The sequence below is a fragment of the Achromobacter sp. GW823-FHT04E03 genome, assembly GCF_058796095.1.
Window position 1 is genome coordinate 429295 of sequence record NZ_JBXAIJ010000001.1, and the last position, 17162, is coordinate 446456.

Annotated in this window: 12 protein-coding genes; 5 read left to right on the top strand and 7 right to left on the bottom strand. The window is 67.4% G+C overall.

The window, feature by feature from the left end; all coding sequences use genetic code 11:
• Positions 1-18 precede the first annotated feature (18 nt).
• Positions 19-918, bottom strand: coding sequence for a VOC family protein (locus AC1RHV_RS02020; protein WP_492299642.1), 900 nt, complete (start codon positions 916-918; stop codon positions 19-21).
• Between the two features lie 23 nt (positions 919-941).
• Positions 942-2201, bottom strand: coding sequence for an alpha/beta fold hydrolase (locus AC1RHV_RS02025; protein ID WP_119451134.1), 1260 nt, complete (start codon positions 2199-2201; stop codon positions 942-944).
• 219 nt (positions 2202-2420) lie between these two features.
• Between AC1RHV_RS02025 and AC1RHV_RS02030 the strand changes: the two genes are divergently transcribed.
• Positions 2421-3131 (top strand): TetR/AcrR family transcriptional regulator, encoded by a 711-nt coding sequence (locus AC1RHV_RS02030; protein WP_492299643.1) that lies wholly within the window; start codon positions 2421-2423, stop codon positions 3129-3131.
• A 750-nt stretch (positions 3132-3881) separates the two neighbouring features.
• Here the strand turns inward: AC1RHV_RS02030 and AC1RHV_RS02035 are convergent.
• Positions 3882-4610, bottom strand: a complete 729-nt coding sequence (locus AC1RHV_RS02035; RefSeq protein WP_119451136.1) for an IclR family transcriptional regulator — start codon at positions 4608-4610, stop codon at positions 3882-3884.
• A gap of 199 nt (positions 4611-4809) precedes the next feature.
• Here AC1RHV_RS02035 and AC1RHV_RS02040 point away from each other — a divergent pair, with 199 nt between their 5' ends.
• From AC1RHV_RS02040 to AC1RHV_RS02055, 4 genes are all read left to right on the top strand, one after another.
• On the top strand, positions 4810-5745 hold the full coding sequence (locus AC1RHV_RS02040; protein ID WP_460359926.1) for a hydroxymethylglutaryl-CoA lyase: 936 nt from the start codon (positions 4810-4812) through the stop codon (positions 5743-5745).
• 81 nt (positions 5746-5826) lie between these two features.
• A complete protein-coding gene (locus AC1RHV_RS02045; protein WP_492299644.1) occupies positions 5827-7014 on the top strand; it encodes a CaiB/BaiF CoA transferase family protein in 1188 nt (395 codons plus the stop codon).
• 2 nt (positions 7015-7016) lie between these two features.
• Positions 7017-8003: a Bug family tripartite tricarboxylate transporter substrate binding protein gene (locus AC1RHV_RS02050; RefSeq protein ID WP_054454785.1), complete on the top strand. Its 987-nt coding sequence runs from the start codon at positions 7017-7019 to the stop codon at positions 8001-8003.
• Positions 8004-8036: 33 nt separating this feature from the next.
• The gene (locus tag AC1RHV_RS02055; RefSeq protein WP_244300399.1) at positions 8037-9017 is read left to right on the top strand and encodes a Bug family tripartite tricarboxylate transporter substrate binding protein; all 981 of its coding nucleotides are present in this window, start codon (positions 8037-8039) and stop codon (positions 9015-9017) included.
• Positions 9018-9038: 21 nt separating this feature from the next.
• Here AC1RHV_RS02055 and AC1RHV_RS02060 read toward each other — a convergent pair whose 3' ends face one another.
• From AC1RHV_RS02060 to AC1RHV_RS02075, 4 genes are all read right to left on the bottom strand, one after another.
• Positions 9039-12128 (bottom strand): efflux RND transporter permease subunit, encoded by a 3090-nt coding sequence (locus AC1RHV_RS02060; protein ID WP_492299645.1) that lies wholly within the window; start codon positions 12126-12128, stop codon positions 9039-9041.
• Complete coding sequence (locus AC1RHV_RS02065) at positions 12125-15205, bottom strand: multidrug efflux RND transporter permease subunit (RefSeq protein WP_492299646.1); 3081 nt, start codon at positions 15203-15205, stop codon at positions 12125-12127. Before AC1RHV_RS02065 ends, AC1RHV_RS02060 begins: the two co-directional genes overlap by 4 nt.
• On the bottom strand, positions 15202-16368 hold the full coding sequence (locus AC1RHV_RS02070) for an efflux RND transporter periplasmic adaptor subunit (RefSeq protein WP_054454777.1): 1167 nt from the start codon (positions 16366-16368) through the stop codon (positions 15202-15204). The genes AC1RHV_RS02065 and AC1RHV_RS02070 overlap by 4 nt, the downstream gene beginning before the upstream one ends.
• Before the next feature lie 104 nt (positions 16369-16472).
• Positions 16473-17150, bottom strand: a complete 678-nt coding sequence (locus AC1RHV_RS02075; RefSeq protein ID WP_054454776.1) for an N-acetylmuramoyl-L-alanine amidase — start codon at positions 17148-17150, stop codon at positions 16473-16475.
• Positions 17151-17162: the final 12 nt, after the last annotated feature.

The window sequence follows — 17162 nt, forward strand, 5'->3', positions numbered from 1 at the left end:
CTCCTCCAGGCCCGTGTCTCAGTGCCGCGCGGCCGAGATCCGCACGCGGTCCCGGTCCAGTACGTCGATCGTGCCGCTGACGCCGCCGGTGAACAAGCCATACCAGACGGCGGGCTTGAGTCCCAGGGCCTTGCGCTGGAATTCCACCGGGCCGTCGGAGACGATGCAGTCGAAATGCTCGCCCGGCACCACGGTGCAGTTTTCGCGACCCGAGGCGTCCTCGACCAGGGATGAAAACTCTTCGACGCGCGGCACGAAGATCCGCACGGACGGTTCGACGCGGCCATCCGCCAGCTCCAGCCGGTCTTCCAGCAGCGCCGCCTTGCGCGCCCAGACGTCGTCGATGTGCTGGATGCGCCCGCCGGCTGATTCCGCATCGGCTTCGGCCTGCATGGCCGCCTGCAGCGTCAGGGCGGCGTCGATCGAGTCGACTTCGCCCAGCGGCCGCAGCTTGCGCGTGAATTCGATGAAATAGCCGTTCGGATCGCGTACGTAGATGGATTCGATCACTTCATGGCGGGTTTCGACCGAGACTTCCAGCCCGGCATCCTGCAACTTCTGCTTCCAGGCCTTGAGCTCGTCCTCGCTTTCCACCAGCCAGGCCGTGTGGGTGGCGTCGAACACGTGGTCTTCCGGCAGCGGCCGCATGCGGCTGCGTCCGCGCAGCGCCTCGGGTTCGTCGGAGCCCAGGTAGTAGAAGAAGGCGATGGTGCTGCCCTGGCCGCTGTCGAAGAAGAAATGCAGGAAGTCCGGGTGCGTGGCGGGACCCCAGCCGCGCGCCGAGATCACATGCACCAGCGGCAGGCCGAGGATGTCGCGATAGAAGGCGACGGTTTCGCGCAGGCGCCAGGTGGGCCGCGCCGTATGGTCCACGCCGTGCAGGCGCAGGGGGGCGGGGGTCTTGGGAGTTGCAGTCATGACTTGCTCCGTCGGCATTCGGATTACAGGAAACGTTGGCGCAGCCAGGCGGCCAGTTCGCGGCCGGCCGCGTAGCGCCCGGGTTCTTCGCCTTCAACCAGCGCGCGGCCGTGGTGATCGCCGCGGATGCGCAGGTGGGTCTTGTCCGGCGCGGGGATGGCGTCGTGGATGGCGCGCACGTCGGAAGGGAAACAGGCCTGGTCGCCCGTGTATTCGACGATCAGGGTGGGCTGACTGATGCCGCCGGCGGTGCGCGCCATGCTGGCGTGGGAAGACAGGCCGGACCAGGTCGACAGCCAGCTCTCGGGCGTGCAGAAGCGGGCGAAGCCGACGGCGCCGTAGTTCGACGCGTACGGATCCTTGCCCCAGAGCGAGCCCGGGTGGCGGTCCGAAGGATCCAGGCTGAGGTCCAGGCAACGCAGGTCGGCGTCGGTGCGCCAGACCACCAGCACCGGCGTGTGCGCGGCCTGGCGCCGGCGTTCGGCCGAGGCGTCGGCGCCGCTCTTGACGTCGGCGCGGGCCGCGAGGCGGTCGGCGATCATCTGCCGCGCCTGCGCGTCCAGCCGCGCCACGCGGTCTCGCTGCGCCTGGCGGTAGCGGGCGACGAACTCCGGCGCATAGCGCGCCTGGCCCTTGGGCCGATAACCGTTCTCGGGCGCCAGCGGATCCAGGTCCGGCGTTACCGACAGCGCGTCGTTCTCGTCGGCGACGGACGGATCGATGCAGTTCAGCAGCAGCGAGCCCTGGCCCGGGTGCGGGCCCACCAGCACCAGGCCGTGCACTTCGGGCATGTCCAGTTCATCCAGCCCGCTGGACTTGCCGCCCGGTGTGCGGGCGACGCGCTCGCCAGCGGGCAGGCCGGCCTGCTGCGCATAGAACGCGTACAGGCCGGCGCCGCCGGAATTGCCCAGCAGCACGATTTTCTTGAAGCCCTGTTCGCGCAGGAAGCGCAGGCCGGCGGCCACGTCCTGCAGCGCCTGTTCGTGTTCCAGCCTGAGATCGTTGCCGACCGAGCGCGCCCCTTGCGACCACGCCGCAAGACCGGCGCCGACGATGTCGGGGATCAGGTAATGGCAGGCCATGAACTCGCGTGGATGCATCACGCAGACCACGGTGTCGGGACGGGGGCCGGCCGGCTGGTACAGCGATCCGGAAGTGGCGGCGCCGTCGGCGGTGCGCAGCACGACGTTGCGGGTCGAGGCGCCGGCGGGCAGGTCGCGCGGATTCCAATCGGTGTTGAGAAAGCCTGCGGTGATCTGGCTGGAGGGGGCGGCGGTAGTCACATTCGTCTCCTGTGGCGATGGTCCTGGGACCTCGGTTTGACGTATTAGACGAATATTTGACTTTAGTGTCAATTAAATTTAAAAAACTGACAGTAGCGTCAAAAATTGGGGACTCAGTCGCGGGAAAACGCCGGCCGGCGCGGCTTGGAGACGTAAACGCGCATGCCATAATTTCGGGACGGGGCCGTCCCGGACGGTCCATTCGAGGAACATCGCAACGTGAACGACGCAAGCACCAAGGGAGCGCTGAAGGGCGAAGCGCTGCGCACCGCCATACTCGACGCCGCGGCGACGCTATTCATCAAGCGCGGCAGCGGCGGCACCAGCATCCAGGACATCGCCGAATCCCTGGGACTGAGCCGCACCGCCGTCTACTACTACTTCAAGAGCAAGGACGAGATCCTGCGTTCGCTGACCGAGGACGTGCTGAGCGCGGCCAAGAAAATGGCCGGCGAGACCGCCACCCGCGAGGACCTGGATCCGGTCGAGGCGCTGCGCGCGCTGGTCACGCGGCATGCCGACCTGATCCTGTCGCGCACCGCCGAGTTCCGCGTGGCCGATCGTACCGAGGCCGACATGACGCCCAAGCAGCGCGCCGCCGTGCAGGCGTCGCGCCGCAACGTGCTGGAGAACTTCAGCCGCGTCATCGAAAACGGCATCCGCGACGGCCAGTTCCGCATGGTCGATCCGCACGTCGCCGCCTTCAGTCTCATCGGCATGTGCAACTGGTCTGCGTGGTGGTACAAGCCGGATGGCCGGCTGAGCCGCGCCGAAGTCGCGGCCATCATGGCCGATATGGCGGTGCAATCATTGCTGCGCGACGCGTCGCGGCGCCCCAGGTCGCCGGACGTGAGCGAGTCCTTGCGGCTGGTGCGCGAGGACCTGGACTACCTGGAAAAGCTGGTGCTGCCTGGCGGGCCGCAGTCTTGATCGCCGTGGCCGCTGCGGGCTGGGAGTTGCCTAATGCGTTGGTTTCAGCCCCCGTTCATAGGCAGATGCCGTGAGCCGGTGGCCGGGCGGAGGGATCCGAAGCGCAGCCCCACCGGGGTGAGCATCGGAATCCCGCAGTCCGGACTCCGGCGACTCAAGAACCCCGCCTCACTAAATCGAAGCGACCGGGCTTCGAGCTTGCGGATGTCGGGGTTCTTAAGCCGCCGAGGCAGCCCTGCGCCATTCCGATTCTCGCCCCAATGGGGCTGCGCTTCGGATGGCTCCGGGCCACCTCGGCTGGTAGTCGCCTAATGCGGTGGTTTCGAACCCCGTTCATGGGCAGATACTGTGAGCCGGTGGCCGGGCGGAGGGATCCGAAGCGCAGCCCCACCGGGGTGAGCATCGGAATCCCGCAGCCCGGACGCCGGTGGCTCAAGAACCCAGCCTCACAAAGTCGAAGCGACAGGGCTTCGAGCTTGCGGGTGTCAGGGTTCTTTCGCCGCCGAGGCAGCCCTGCGCCATTCCGATGCTCGCCCCGGTGGGGCTGCGCTTCGGATGGCTCCGGGCCAGCTCGGCTCGTAGTCGTCTAATGCGGTGGTTTCGAACCCCGTTCATGGGCAGATACTGTGAGCCGGTGTCCGGGCGGAGGGATCCGAAGCGCAGCCCCACCGGGGCGAGCATCGGAATCCCGCAGTCCGGACGCCGGCGACTCAAGAACCCTTCCTCAGTGGGGCCCCGGCTCCGGGTCCGCTAACCGACTTTCCCCGTCAGGCGCCGCGCCGCCTCCTGTACCGCTGCCAGATGGGCGGCAACGTAACGATGGACGGGCGCGGTCAGCGTCACTGCCGCCGCGATTTCGCCATTGAGCAGAAAGACGGGCGCGGAAATACCCGCCACTTCCGCCAGGCGATCGCCCATGGCTGCGAAATAACCGTCGGCGCGGATGCGCGCATGCAGTTCCTGGTCCGGTCCCGGCGCCCGCCCCAGCAGGGGATCGTAGGCCGTCAGGACGCGTCCGCCGCTGCCGCGGTCCAGCGGCAGCAGATCGCCCGCGCGGATGTGGTCTCTTACCGGATGCGGCGAATCCACGCGGTAAAGGCACAGGCGCGCATCGCCCTGGCGGACGTGATAGGCCGCGCTTTCGCCGGTTGCCGCGACCAGGTCGCGCAATACCGGCATGACCACCTCTTCCAATGAAAACGAGGCTGCGTAGATGCCGTGCAGACGGGCGATTTCTCCGCCCAGGGCATAGCGGCCATCGTCCAGGCGCTGGATCCATCCGGCATGCTCCAGCGACGCCAGCAGTCGCAGGACCGTGCTCTTGTACAGACGCGTGCGCTCGGCCAGTTCGCCCAGTGACAGAGCTTTGTCGCCGGCCGCATAAACCGACATCAGGCTGAGCGCGCGGTCTACCGCAGCCACGCCGCCTTGGGCGGCATCGGTATCGGCCAGTGATTCCGTGGCGGCTTTACGCGGCATGCGCGGCTCCGTGGGGTTGATTCCGGGGCGGGACCATATTCCATCCTTTAGAACGAATGACGGCATTGTAGGCGCTGCCTAATGCCCCGCTCGTGGTTTTCCTGTACGCCCCGGCGCTTGACAGCTACGGTCGGTGAATTCAATAATTCTATCTAAAGAAACATCGTTCTATTAGATAGAATTATTGGAGATTTCAAACATGGCCCAGCCCAACGACCGCAAACCCGACGTCCTGATCAGCGAGGTCGGTCCGCGCGATGGCTTGCAGTCCGTCAAGGCGACCATGCCCACCGCCGACAAGCTGCGCTGGATCGACGCGCTGGTCGCGGCTGGCGTGCGCGAAATCGAAGTGGCTTCCTTCGTGCCAGCGCGCCTGCTGCCGCAGATGGCGGACGCTGCCGAGGTGGTGCGCCATGCGGCGCGTCATCCGGCGCTTACCGTCATGGCGCTGGTGCCCAACCTGCGCGGCGCCGAGGCGGCGCTGCGGGCAGGCGTTCACAAATTGACGATGCCGGTCTCCGCCAGCCGCGAGCATTCGCTGGCCAATGTGCGCAAGACGCCCAAGGAAATGGTGGAGGAGGTCCGGGCGATCGCAAGGCTGCGTGATGAACTGGCTCCCGCGGTCAAGCTGGAGGCCGGCATTTCAACGGCCTTCGGCTGCACCTTGCAGGGCGTGGTGCCCGAAGACGAGGTCATCCGCCTGGCGGCGCTATGCGTGGCTGCGGGCGCCGACGAATCGGGGCTGTCGGACACCGTCGGCTATGCCAATCCCGCGCAAGTGCGGCGGCTGTTCCGCCGTCTGCGCGCGGAAATCGGCGAGAAGGCGGGCGCCGCCCACATGCACAACACGCGTGGCCTGGGCCTGGCCAACTGCCTGGCTGCCTGGGAGGAAGGCGTGCGCACCTTCGACAGTTCGCTGGGCGGCCTGGGCGGATGCCCCTATGCGCCGGGTGCGTCCGGCAACGTCGTCACCGAAGACCTGGTCTTCATGTTCGAGGCCATGGGCGTGCGCACCGGCATCGACCTGGATGGAATCGTTGCCGCGCGCGAGCCGCTCGCCGCCGGACTTCCGGGCGAGCCGCTGTACGGCATGACGCCGGACGCCGGATTGCCCAAGGGATTCGGCCAGGCCTGAGCGCCGGGGATCCCCACATCAGAAACATGCGGCCGCGCCGGTGCTGCGGCAGCCCCCCACACTTGCAGAAGATTCACGCACATGTCCAGTCCGCACCTGCCTTACGAACACATCCGCGTCGTCGAATTCACCCACATGGTCATGGGTCCTACCTGCGGCATGCTGCTGGCGGACCTTGGTGCCGAAGTCATCAAGGTCGAACCGGTAGGCGGCGACAGCACGCGCCGGCTGTTGGGTTCGGGCGCGGGCTTCTTCCCCATGTTCAACCGCAACAAGAAGAGCATCGCCCTGGACCTGAAGCAGCCCGAGGGCATAGAGGCCGCGTTGCGCCTGATCGACTCGGCCGACATCGTGAGCGAGAACTTCAAGGCCGGCGTCATGCAGAAGCTGGGCCTGGACTATGCCACGCTCAAGCAACGCAATCCCCGCCTGATCTACGTGAGCCACAAGGGCTTCCTGCCCGGACCCTACGAACACCGGACGGCGCTGGATGAAGTCGTGCAGATGATGGGCGGTCTGGCCTATATGACGGGGCGTCCCGGCGATCCGCTGCGTGCGGGCGCCAGCGTCAACGACATCATGGGCGGCATGTTCGGCGCCATCGGCGCCATGGCGGCCCTGGCGCAGCGCGAGCAGACGGGAGAGGGCACGGAAGTGCAGGCCTCGCTGTTCGAGAACAACGTCTTCCTGGTGGGGCAGCACATGATGCAGTACGCCGTCACCGGACGCGCTGCCGCGCCCATGCCCGGCCGCATCTCGGCCTGGGCCATCTATGACGTGTTCACCGTCAAGGGCGGCGAACAGATCTTCCTGGCCGTGGTCAGCGACAAGCAATGGGGCATCTTCTGTCGCGCCTTCGGCTTGGCCGAGCTGCTGGCCGATCCGCGCCTGGCCAGCAACAACGACCGCGTGCAGGCGCGCGACTGGCTGATGCCGCAGCTGCGCTCGCACTTGGCGGACCGCAGCGCGGCCGAGTTGGCGGCGGTGTTCGAGCATGAAGGGTTGCCCTTCGCGCCGATCACGCGGCCTGAGCAACTGTTCGACGATCCGCATCTGGCGGCTACCGGCGGCCTCGCGCCCATCACCCTGGAGGACGGGCGCGAGTCCCTGGCGCCGCTCGCGCCTTTCACGCTGGGCGGCGCCCAGCCCGGAATACGCCTGCAGCCGCCAGCGGTGGGCGAACACACCGACGCCCTGCTGCGCGGCGTCGGCTATCGCGACGACGAAATCGCAGCCTTGAAAGCAAGGCAAATCACACAAGGAGACTAACCATGATCACGCTATCCCGCCGCGCTTTCCTGGGCGCGGCGATGTGCGCTGCGGCCTTGCCGCTGCGCGCCCAGACCGCAGCCGCCTATCCGAACGGGCGGCCTGTGCGCCTTATCGTTCCCTATACGCCGGGCGGCGGCACGGATTCAGTGGCGCGCGCCATCGCGGCCAAGGTCACTGCGCTGGCCGGCTGGTCGGTGGTGGTGGAGAACCGTCCCGGGGCGGGCGGCAACATCGGCATGGATTTCGTCGCCAAGGCCAAGCCGGACGGCTACATGCTGGGCCTGGGCCAGACCGCCAACCTGGCCATCAATCCCGCCCTGATGCCGCAGATTCCCTTCGACGCGGAAAAGGACTTCGCGGCGGTCTCCCTGATCGCATCGCTGCCGGTCGTGCTGGTGGTCAAGGCCAACGCACGTTGGCAAACCTTGGCCGACTTGATCAAGGACGCGCGGGCCGAGCCTGGCGCCATCAAGCAGGCGCTGGCGGGTTCCGGCACGGTGGGCCATCTGGCGGGCGAACTGCTCGCCTATCAGGGCAAGTTCCAAGTGCTTAACGTGCCTTATCGCGGCGCGGCGCCTGCGCTCAACGACTTGTTGGGCGGCAATACCGACTACATGTTCGCCACGCCGCAGGCCGCGCAGGAAATGCTCAAGGGCAAGGTGCTGCGGCCGTTGGCCGTCAGCTCGCGCGCGCGGCTGGAGATCCTGCCCGATGTGCCCACCGTGGCCGAGTCCGGCTACGAGGGCTTCGAGGCGCTGGACTGGAAGGCGCTGGTCGCGCCGGCCGGCACCCCGCCCGAGGTGGTCCGGGCCGTCAATGCGGTAGTGGAGAAGGTGCTGGCGGATCCGGCCACAGTTGCCATGTTCACCGCTGAGGGCAGTACGGCCATGGGCGGATCTCCGGAGGCCGCGCAGCGCTACATCCAGGAAGAACAGAAGAAGTGGGCGCGCCTGATACGCGAAGCCGGCATCCAGACCGCCGCCTGACGCGCGCCGCAGACCATACCAGGAGACAAATCCGTGAAGCATCTTTTAGGAATTGCCGCGCTTGCCTGCGCTGTCGTGGCACAGCCCGCGCTGGGCAGTAGCGGGTCGCAATGGCCCGAACGTTCCATCCGTCTGGTCGTACCGTTTCCCGCAGGCGGTCCGACCGATATCGCCGCGCGCGTGGTCGGCAAGGCGCTCTCCGACCGCTTGGGCACGCCTTTCGTCATCGAGAACAAGGCCGGCGCGCATGGCTTCATCGGCGCAGGCGACGTCGCCCGCAGCAAGCCGGACGGATACACGCTGATGATGGCCAGCATCGGCACCATGGCGATCAATCCGGGGCTCTATCCCGACATTCCCTACGATGCGAACAAGGACTTCACGCCCCTGGCGCTGGTCCTTACGGTGCCCATCGCAGTCGTGATCAACCCGCAACAGATGCCGGCGCAGACCGTGGGCGAGCTCGTGGACTACCTGAAAGCCCACCCAGATCGCGTGAACTACGGCTCGGCGGGGAATGGCGGCTCTTCCCATCTGGTGCCGGAGTATTTCAAGTACAAGACCGGCACCTCCATGACCCACATTCCCTACAAGGGCTCAAGCCCGGCAGTGACCGATCTGGTGGCGGGTCAGGTCCAGGTCATGTTCGATACGCTGCTGACCAGCACGCCTTTCGTGAAGGCCGGCAAACTGCGCATGCTGGCTGTCACGACAGCGCAGCGGCTGCCGGACTATCCAGAAGTGCCAACCATGGCCGAGGCCTTGGGCGCGCCGGATTTCGAAGCCTCGTCCTGGTTTGCGATGTATGCGCCGGCAGGCACGCCGCAGGCGGTGCAGCAAAAGTTGTCCCTGGCCATCAACCAGGCCCTGGGCGACGCGGCGGTGAAGCAGCGCCTGGCTGAACTGGGCGCGATTCCGGCAGGCGGCACGCCGGGCGAACTGGCGGACTTCCAGCGGGCTGAGCAGCGCAAATGGGCGCAGGTCATCAAGGCGGCGGGAATACTCCCGGACTGACCCTGCAGGCTGGCCCCTGCTTCAGGCCTCGGGGCCAGGACGCAGCCGGCCAGCCTTCCACTTCAACCGCAGCCTCTCCAGCGCCAGATACACGATCGGCGTGGTGTACAGCGTCAAGAACTGGCTGATCATCAGCCCGCCGACGATGGCGATGCCCAGCGGGCGGCGCAGCTCGGAGCCTTCGCCCATACCCAGCACCAGGGGCAGGGCGCCCAGCAGCCCCGCCAGGTTGGTCATGACGATGGGCCGCAGCCGCAGCATGGCGGCGCGGTGGATGGCTTGTTCCGGCGTCAGCCCTTCGCGCCGTTCCAGGCTGAGCGCGAAGTCGATCATCAGGATGGCGTTCTTCATGACGATGCCCACCAGCAGGAACAGTCCCAAGAGCGCGATCAGCGTGAATTCGATGCCGGCCAGGCGCAGCGCCAGCAGCGCGCCCACGCCGGCGGACGGCAAGGTCGACAGGATGGTGAGCGGATGCAGCGGGCTTTCGTACAGGATGCCCAGCACCAGGTAGATCGCGACCAGCACCGCCAGGATCAGCCAGGGCTGGTCCTGAAGGCTTTGCTGGAAGTTGCGCGCATCGCCGCCCAGGCGGGTCTGGATGTACGAGGGCACCATCAGCTCGGCCATGGTCTTGTCGATGGCGGCCAGGGCCTGTTGCAGCGATACGCCCTCGGCCAGTGAAAAGCCCACGCCCACGGCGGCGAACAGGCCATCATGGAACACGCGGTCGTTCACCAGGCCGTAGTCATAGGTGGCGAAGGCCGTCAGCGGCACGCGCGTGCCGTCGGCGGCGACCACCTGCACCTGCTCCAGCACCTCGGGGTCCTCGGTGTAGCGCGGGTCCAGCTCCAGCACCACGCGGTACTGGTTCATGGCGTCGTACAGCGTGGCGACCTGGCGCTGGCTGAACGAGTTGCTGAGCACGCTGCTGATGGTGCCCAGGTCCACGCCCAGGCGCTGCGCGGCGGCGCGGTCTATGTCGATCACGACCTGCTGGGTGGCGCCGTCGCCTTCCGCGTCGACGTCGCGCAGTTCGGGGATCTCCTGCATGGCCTTGGAGATCTTGCGCGACCATTGCCGCAGCGCCGGCACGTCGCTGGCCATGATGGCCAGTTCATGGTCGCCCGAATTACCGAACCCGCCGGGCATGCGCAGGTCCTGGTCCACGTTCAGGAAGAACATGCCGCCCGGCACTGCCGGCGCATTGGTGCGCAGCCAGTTGATGACCTCGGTCGACGATTCCTGGCGTTCGGCGGCGGGCTTCAGGCGGATCAGGAACAGGGAATTGCTGATGCCCAGGCTGCCGCCGTTGTAGCCGATGACGTCCTGCACCGCCGGATGCTTGAGCACCAGTTGGCGGTACTGGTCGATCTTGGGCTGCATGACCTGGAACGAGAAGCCGTCGTCGCCGCGCACGAAGCCCACCAACTGGCCGGTGTCCTGCACCGGCAGGAAGCCCTTGGGCGCCTGCACGTACAGGTAGACATTCAGCCCCACCACGCCGGCCAGCAGCAATAGCGTCAGGCGGGCATGGCCCAGCACCCGCCACAGGGTGTTGCCGTACCAGGCATGCAGGCGTTCGAAGATCGCCTGCATGCGCGATGGACGCGCGTTCGCCATGTGCGCGGCGGGAACGGCGGGCCTGAGCCAGCGGGCGCACAGGCTGGGGATGATGGCGACCGAGACCACCAGCGAGATGACGGTGGCGGCGACCAGGGTGATGGAGAACTCGCGGAACAGCCGCTCGACCAGGCCGCCCATGAACAGGATGGAGACGAAAACCACGCTCAGCGCCACGGTCATGGCCACCAGCGTGAAGCCTACTTCGCGCACGCCGCGCAGCGCGGCCTTGCGCGGCGAGAGGCCGCGCTCGATATGGCGCGAGATGTTCTCCAGCACCACGATGGCATCGTCCACCACCAGGCCGGCCGCGACGATCAGCGCCATCAGCGACAGATTGTTCAGCGAAAAGCCCCACAGGTACATGACGGCGAAGGTGGCGATCAGGCACACCGGAATCGCCACGCTGGGGATGGCCGCCGCGCGTGCATTGCCCAGGAACGCCCACACCACCAGGATCACCAGCGCGGTGGCCAGCCCCAGCGTGATGTGCGCTTCGCGCAAGGTGGCGTTGATGCCAGGCGAGCGGTCCAGCGCCACGGTCAGGTCCACGTCGGCCGGCATCAGCGCGCGCAGGCCGGGCAGGGCCTGGTTGATGGCGCCTATGGTTTCGATGATGTTCGAACCGGGCTGGCGGCTGATTGTCAGGACCACGGCCGGGTTGCGGTTGTGAAAGCCGCTGCTGTAGCGGTTTTCGACGGAATCGCTGACGCGTGCGATCTGCGACAGCCGGATCACGGCGCCGTCCTGGTGGCGCACGATCAGGCTTTCGTAGTCCCCCGCGGCGCGGGGTTGTTCGGGCGTACCGACTTCCCAGCGCCGGCTGGCGGAATCCAGCTGGCCTTGCGGCCGCATGGGCGCGGCGTCGGCGATGGCCTGGCGCACTTCATCCAGCGCCACGCCATAGTGGGCCAGGGCGTTGGAATTGACCTGTACGCGCACCGCGGGCAGGGAGCTGCCGCCCATGGTCACTTCGCCCACGCCGTTGATCTGCGATATCTTCTGCGCCAGCACGGTCGAGCCCAGGTCGTAGAGTTCGCCCGCGGGACGGGTGGGCGAACTGAGCGCCAGCGCCATGATGGGCGCCTGGGACGGGTTGACCTTGCGATAGCTGGGATTGCCCGGCATGCCGGCGGGCAGCTCGGCGCGGGCCGCGTTGATGGCCGCCTGCACGTCGCGCGCGGCCTCGTTGATGTCGCGATCCAGGTCGAACTGCAGCTGTACGCGGGTCGCGCCCTGGTTGCTGGAGGACGTCATGGCGCTGACGCCCGCGATGCTGCCCAGCGCGCGCTCCAGCGGCGCGGCCACGGTGCTGGCCATGCTTTCTGGACTGGCGCCCGGCAGTTCGGCGCGCACCTCGATGGTGGGAAAGTCGACCTGGGGCAGGGGCGCAACCGGCAGCAGCCGCCACGCGACCGCGCCCAGCAGGGTCAGCGCGATCGCCAGGAAGATGCAGGCGGTCGGGCGGTGCAGCAAGGCGCGGATCATGGCGCGGGGCCTTCAACCCCGGGTTTGGCGGCTGCGGCGCCGCGGCGCAGGCCCAGGCGGTGGAAGAACAAGTACACGGCGGGCGTGGTGAACAGGGTCAGCACCTGGCTGACCAGCAGTCCGCCCACCATGACCCAGCCCAGCGGTTGGCGCAGTTCCGCGCCCGAGCCCGTGGCCAGCATCAGCGGCAGCGCGCCGAAAAGCGCGGCCAGCGTCGTCATCAGGATGGGACGCAGGCGCAGCAGCGCGGCTTCGCGGATGGCGGCCTGCGGCGCCAGGCCGCGCGAGCGTTCTGCCTCCAGGGCAAAGTCCACCATCATGATGCCGTTCTTCTTCACCAGCCCGATCAGCAGGATGATGCCGATGACGGCGATCAGGTCCAGCGGACGCCCGGTAAGCAGCAGCGCCAGGAAGGCGCCCACCGCGGCCGAGGGCAGGGTGGACAGGATGGTCACCGGGTGGATGGCGCTTTCATACAGCATGCCCAGCACCAGGTACATGGTGACCACCGCGGCCAGCATCAGCCACAGCGTGTTCGACAGCGAGGCCTGGAAGGCCGCGGCAGCCCCCTGCAAGCGCAGCTCCACGCTGACCGGCATGCCGATCTCCTGCCGCGCCGATTCGATGGCGGCGATGGCCTCTCCCAGGGAGCCGCCGGCGGGCAGGTTGAAGGACAGATTGACCGCGGGGAACTGCGACAGGTGGTTCACGGCCAGCGGCGCCGCGCGTTCGCTGACGGTGGCCAGCGCCGACAGCGGGATCGCCTGGCCGTCCTCGGTCTGCAGATGGATGCGTTCCAGCGCGTCCGCGTTCAGCGCCAGCTTGCGGTCCACTTCCAGCACGACCCGGTACTGGTTGGACTGCGTGAACAGGGTGGCCACCTGGCGCTGCCCAAAGGCGTTGTAGAGGGTCTGCGCCACGTCGTCCATCGTCACGCCCAGGCGGGCGGCGGCGTCGCGAGAGACCTGCAGGTAGGCCTGGCGGCCGTCGCCTTGCAGGTCGGTGGAAACGTCGGCCAGCGCGGGCGACTGCGCCAGGCGTTCGGCCAGGGCATGGGTCCAGCGCGCCAACAGCGCGCTGTCGGGGGAGGTCAGCGTGAACTGGTACTGGCCGCGGCTCACGCGGTCCTCGATATTGAGTTCCTGCACCGGCTGCAGATAGAGCGAGATGCCCTGGACCTCGCGGGCGAGCGCATCCAGCCGCGCCATGATGTCCGCCAGCGGCGCGCTGCGGTCCGACCAGGGTTTCAGGTTGATCAGCAAGCGGCCGGTATTCAAGGTGGTGTTCATGCCGTCGATGCCGATGAAGGACGACAGGCTGGCCACGTCGGGGTCGGCCAGCAGTGTCTCGGCCACCGCCTGCTGGCGCCGCGACATGGCGTCGAACGAGGTGCTCTGGGACGATTGCGTGACCCCTTGCAGCGTGCCGCCGTCCTGGGTCGGGAAGAAGCCCTTCGGCACGGCCAGGTACAGCAGCCCGGTCAGCGCCACCGTCGCCAGCATCACGGCCAGCGTCAGCCGTTGATGGCGCAAGGTCAGGTCCAGCCAACGGGCGTAGCCGGCCTGGATGCGGTCCAGCAGCCCCGGGCGCGTCGCTTCGTGCGCGGGCAGCAGCCGCGCGCACATCATCGGCGTCAGCGTCAGCGACACCGCCAGCGATATCAGGATGGCGACCGCCAGCGTCACCGCGAACTCGCGGAACAGACGGCCCACCACGTCTTCCATGAACAGCAGCGGAATCAGCACGGCGATCAGCGACAGCGTCAGGGACACCAGCGTGAAGCCGATCTGGCCGGCGCCCTTGAGCGCGGCCGACATGGGGCTGTGGCCTTGCTCGCGGTAGCGCGCAATGTTTTCCAGCATCACGATGGCGTCGTCCACCACGAAGCCCGCGCCTATCGTCAGGGCCATCAGCGTCAGGTTGTTGGTGGAGAAGCCCGCCAGATGCATGAAGCCGAAGGTGCCGATCAGCGACAAGGGGACCGCCAGGCTGGGGATCAGCGTGGCGGGCAGGTTGCGCAGGAACAGGAACGTCACCAGCACCACCAGGCCCACGGCGAAGGCCAGTTCCCATTGCACGCCGCGCACCGATGCGCGGATGCTCTCGGTGCGGTCCGTCAGCACGCGGACCTGCGCGGCGGCGGGCAGGCTGGCCGTCAGTTGCGGCAGCAGCGCCTTGACCTGGTCGGCCACGGCGATGACGTTGGCGCCCGGCTGGCGCTGGATATTGACCAGCACGGCCGGCTGCTTGTCGACCCAGGCGGCCAGATAGCGGTCTTCCGCCCCGTCCTCGACCGTGGCAATCTGGCCCAGCCGCACCGGCGCGCCGTTGCGCCAGGCCACGATCAGTTCGCGGTATTCCTCGGCGCTTTGCAGCTGGTCGTTGGCGTCCATGATGACCGAGCGCACCGGCCCGTCGAAGCTGCCCTTGGGCTGGTTCGAATTGGCCTTGCTGATGGCTTCCTGCACGTCGGCCAGCTGCAGGCCGCGCGCGGCCAGCGCCATGGGATTGACCTGCACCCGCACCGCCGGCCGCTGGCCGCCCGCCAGGCTGACCATGCCCACGCCGGACAACTGCGACAGGCGCTGCGTCATGCGGGTGTCGACCAGGTCGTAGACCTGGGGCAAGGGCAGGGAATCCGACGTGACCGCCAGCGTCAGGATAGGCACGTCGGCGGGGTTGACCTTGCGGTACACGGGCGGCGTCGGCAGGTCATTGGGCAGCAGCGCGCCGCTGGCGCTGATGGCCGCCTGGACTTCCTGCTCGGCCACGCCCAGCGACACGTCCAACGCGAATTGCAGCGTGATCACCGAGATGCCGCTGCCGCTGGTGGAGGACATCTGCTTCAGGCCCGGTATCTGCCCGAAGCGCCGTTCCAGCGGCGCGGTGACGGTGCGCGCCGTCACGTTCGGACTGGCGCCGGGGTACTGCGTGGTCACCTGGATGATGGGGTAATCCACCTGCGGCAGCGCCGCCACGGGCAACATGCGCCACGCCAGGATGCCCGACAGCAGCAGGGCGATCATCAGGAAGGACGTGGCGACGGGGCGCAGGATGAAGGGGCGCGACAGGCTCATGATTTCTGCGATTCGACAATTTGCACGTCGCGGCCGTCGTGCAGGCGGTCCACGCCTTCGACCACCACGCGTTCGCCTTCGGCCAGGCCGGCCTGCACCACGATGCGGCCAGCGTTGGCCGGGCCCAGCTCCAGCACGCGGCGCGTGGCGCGCGTGTCCTCGCCGATCACGAACACGAAGGCGCCCTCGGAGCCGTACTGCACCGCGGCCGTGGGAATGGAAATGACGTTGTCCTGCTGTACCACCGCCAGCCGGATGTTCACGAACTGGTTCGGAAACAGCGATTCGTCGGCGTTGGCGAAGCGCGCGCGTAGCCGGACGGTGCCGCTGGCGGCCTGGATGCGGTTGTCCAGCGCCTCCAAAGTGCCTTCGGCCAGCAGACGGCGGTCGTCCGCGTCCCAGGCCTGGACCCGCAGCGCGGCGTCGCGCGCCTGGGCCTGGCGCAGGATGTCCAGGCGCGTTTCGGAAATGCTGAAGAGCGCCGAGATCGGCCGGGTCTGGACCAGCGTGGTCAGGCCGTCGGCGTCGGCCGCGCGCACGTGATTGCCGGCGTCGATGCGGCGCAGCCCGATGCGGCCGTCGTGGGGCGCAACGATACGGGTGTGGTCCAGCAGGCGCTGCGCGTCGGCCACCTGGGCCTGGTTGCGTAGCCGCTGGGCCGCATAGGCGCGCACCTGGGCTTCGGCGGTATCCAATTGCTGACCCGACACCGCTTCCTGGCGCGCCAGCTTGCGGTAGCGCTGCAGATCGGCCTCGGCGTTCTCGAGCAGCGCCTGGGTGCGCGCCAGTTCGCCTTCGGCCGAGGCCAGCGCCGCAATGTAGGGGCGCGCATCGATCTCCGCCAGCAACTGGCCGCGCGTCACGGCCTGGCCTTCGGTGAAATGCAGTTTCAGCAATTCGCCGTCGACCTGGCTGCGCAGGGTCACCTGCGCCAGGGGCGTGATGGTGCCAAGCGCGTGCAGGTCGCGCTGCAGCGGACCGGCGCTGGCGGCCTCGACCGCGACGGCGACAGGGATCTGGCCATACTCGGGCGGACGCGCGGCGGGCGTGCCCTTGGACCCGACGTACCAGAGCGCCAGGGCAGCCAATATGACCAGCGCGGCGGCGATCAGGACCAGGCGTTTGCGTGGGAAATGAGGGCCCGTGGAAAGGGGCAGGGACATCGGGACTGCCAGGCTATGGGGTTACGGACAGTCCGGATTCTATATGAATAAAAACTATTCGCGTTTTTAAGTCAGTGAAATGTCAGCTTCGAGCGGCTTCGCGATCAGGGCCCGCAGCAGTTCCCCGGATAATCGGCTCGCGGCGCGCCGGCATAGGCGGCAAACACAAGCGGGTTCCGTTGCGCTACCGCAGTATGGGACAACACCAGATTCTCCAGCTTGGACCAGGGAAAGTTGATTCCGGGATCCGACCGGCGATTCGGGTCCAGCTTGGCATGCGAAATGACATGCTTCAGGTTCGGATACTTGCTCCAGGCATAGGTAATGATCCGGGCCGTCGCTTCGATTTGCCAAGCCGAATAGGGGTCCTTGTAATTCTGGACATCCTGGGTGTTGACGATCTCGATCCCCAGGCTGCGGTTGTTGACGTTCGGACCCTGGCCCAGATGCGGCGCGTAGTTGACGTCCCCGACATGGAATGCCGCCTTGGCTTCGGCGACCACGGACCAGACGAAGTGGCCATGCTGCGGCTCGTCTTCATCCGGGACGATCCAGTGGGCGCTCGCCTTTCTGACTTTCCAGTTGTCAATGGCGTGCTGCGTGGCATAACCCGCCGTGGCGTGGATCACGATCGTGTCGATGACCGCGAAGACGTCCGCTCCGCGCGAGCGAGCGCGATTCGCGGTCAGCCAGGGGAAGTCGGGGTGTACCTCCTCGTTCAGCGGGCTGAATGACGGGCGCTTGTCCGCTGGAAGCAGGAAATGAAAACTCTTGGGGTCCATGGCGACACCTCC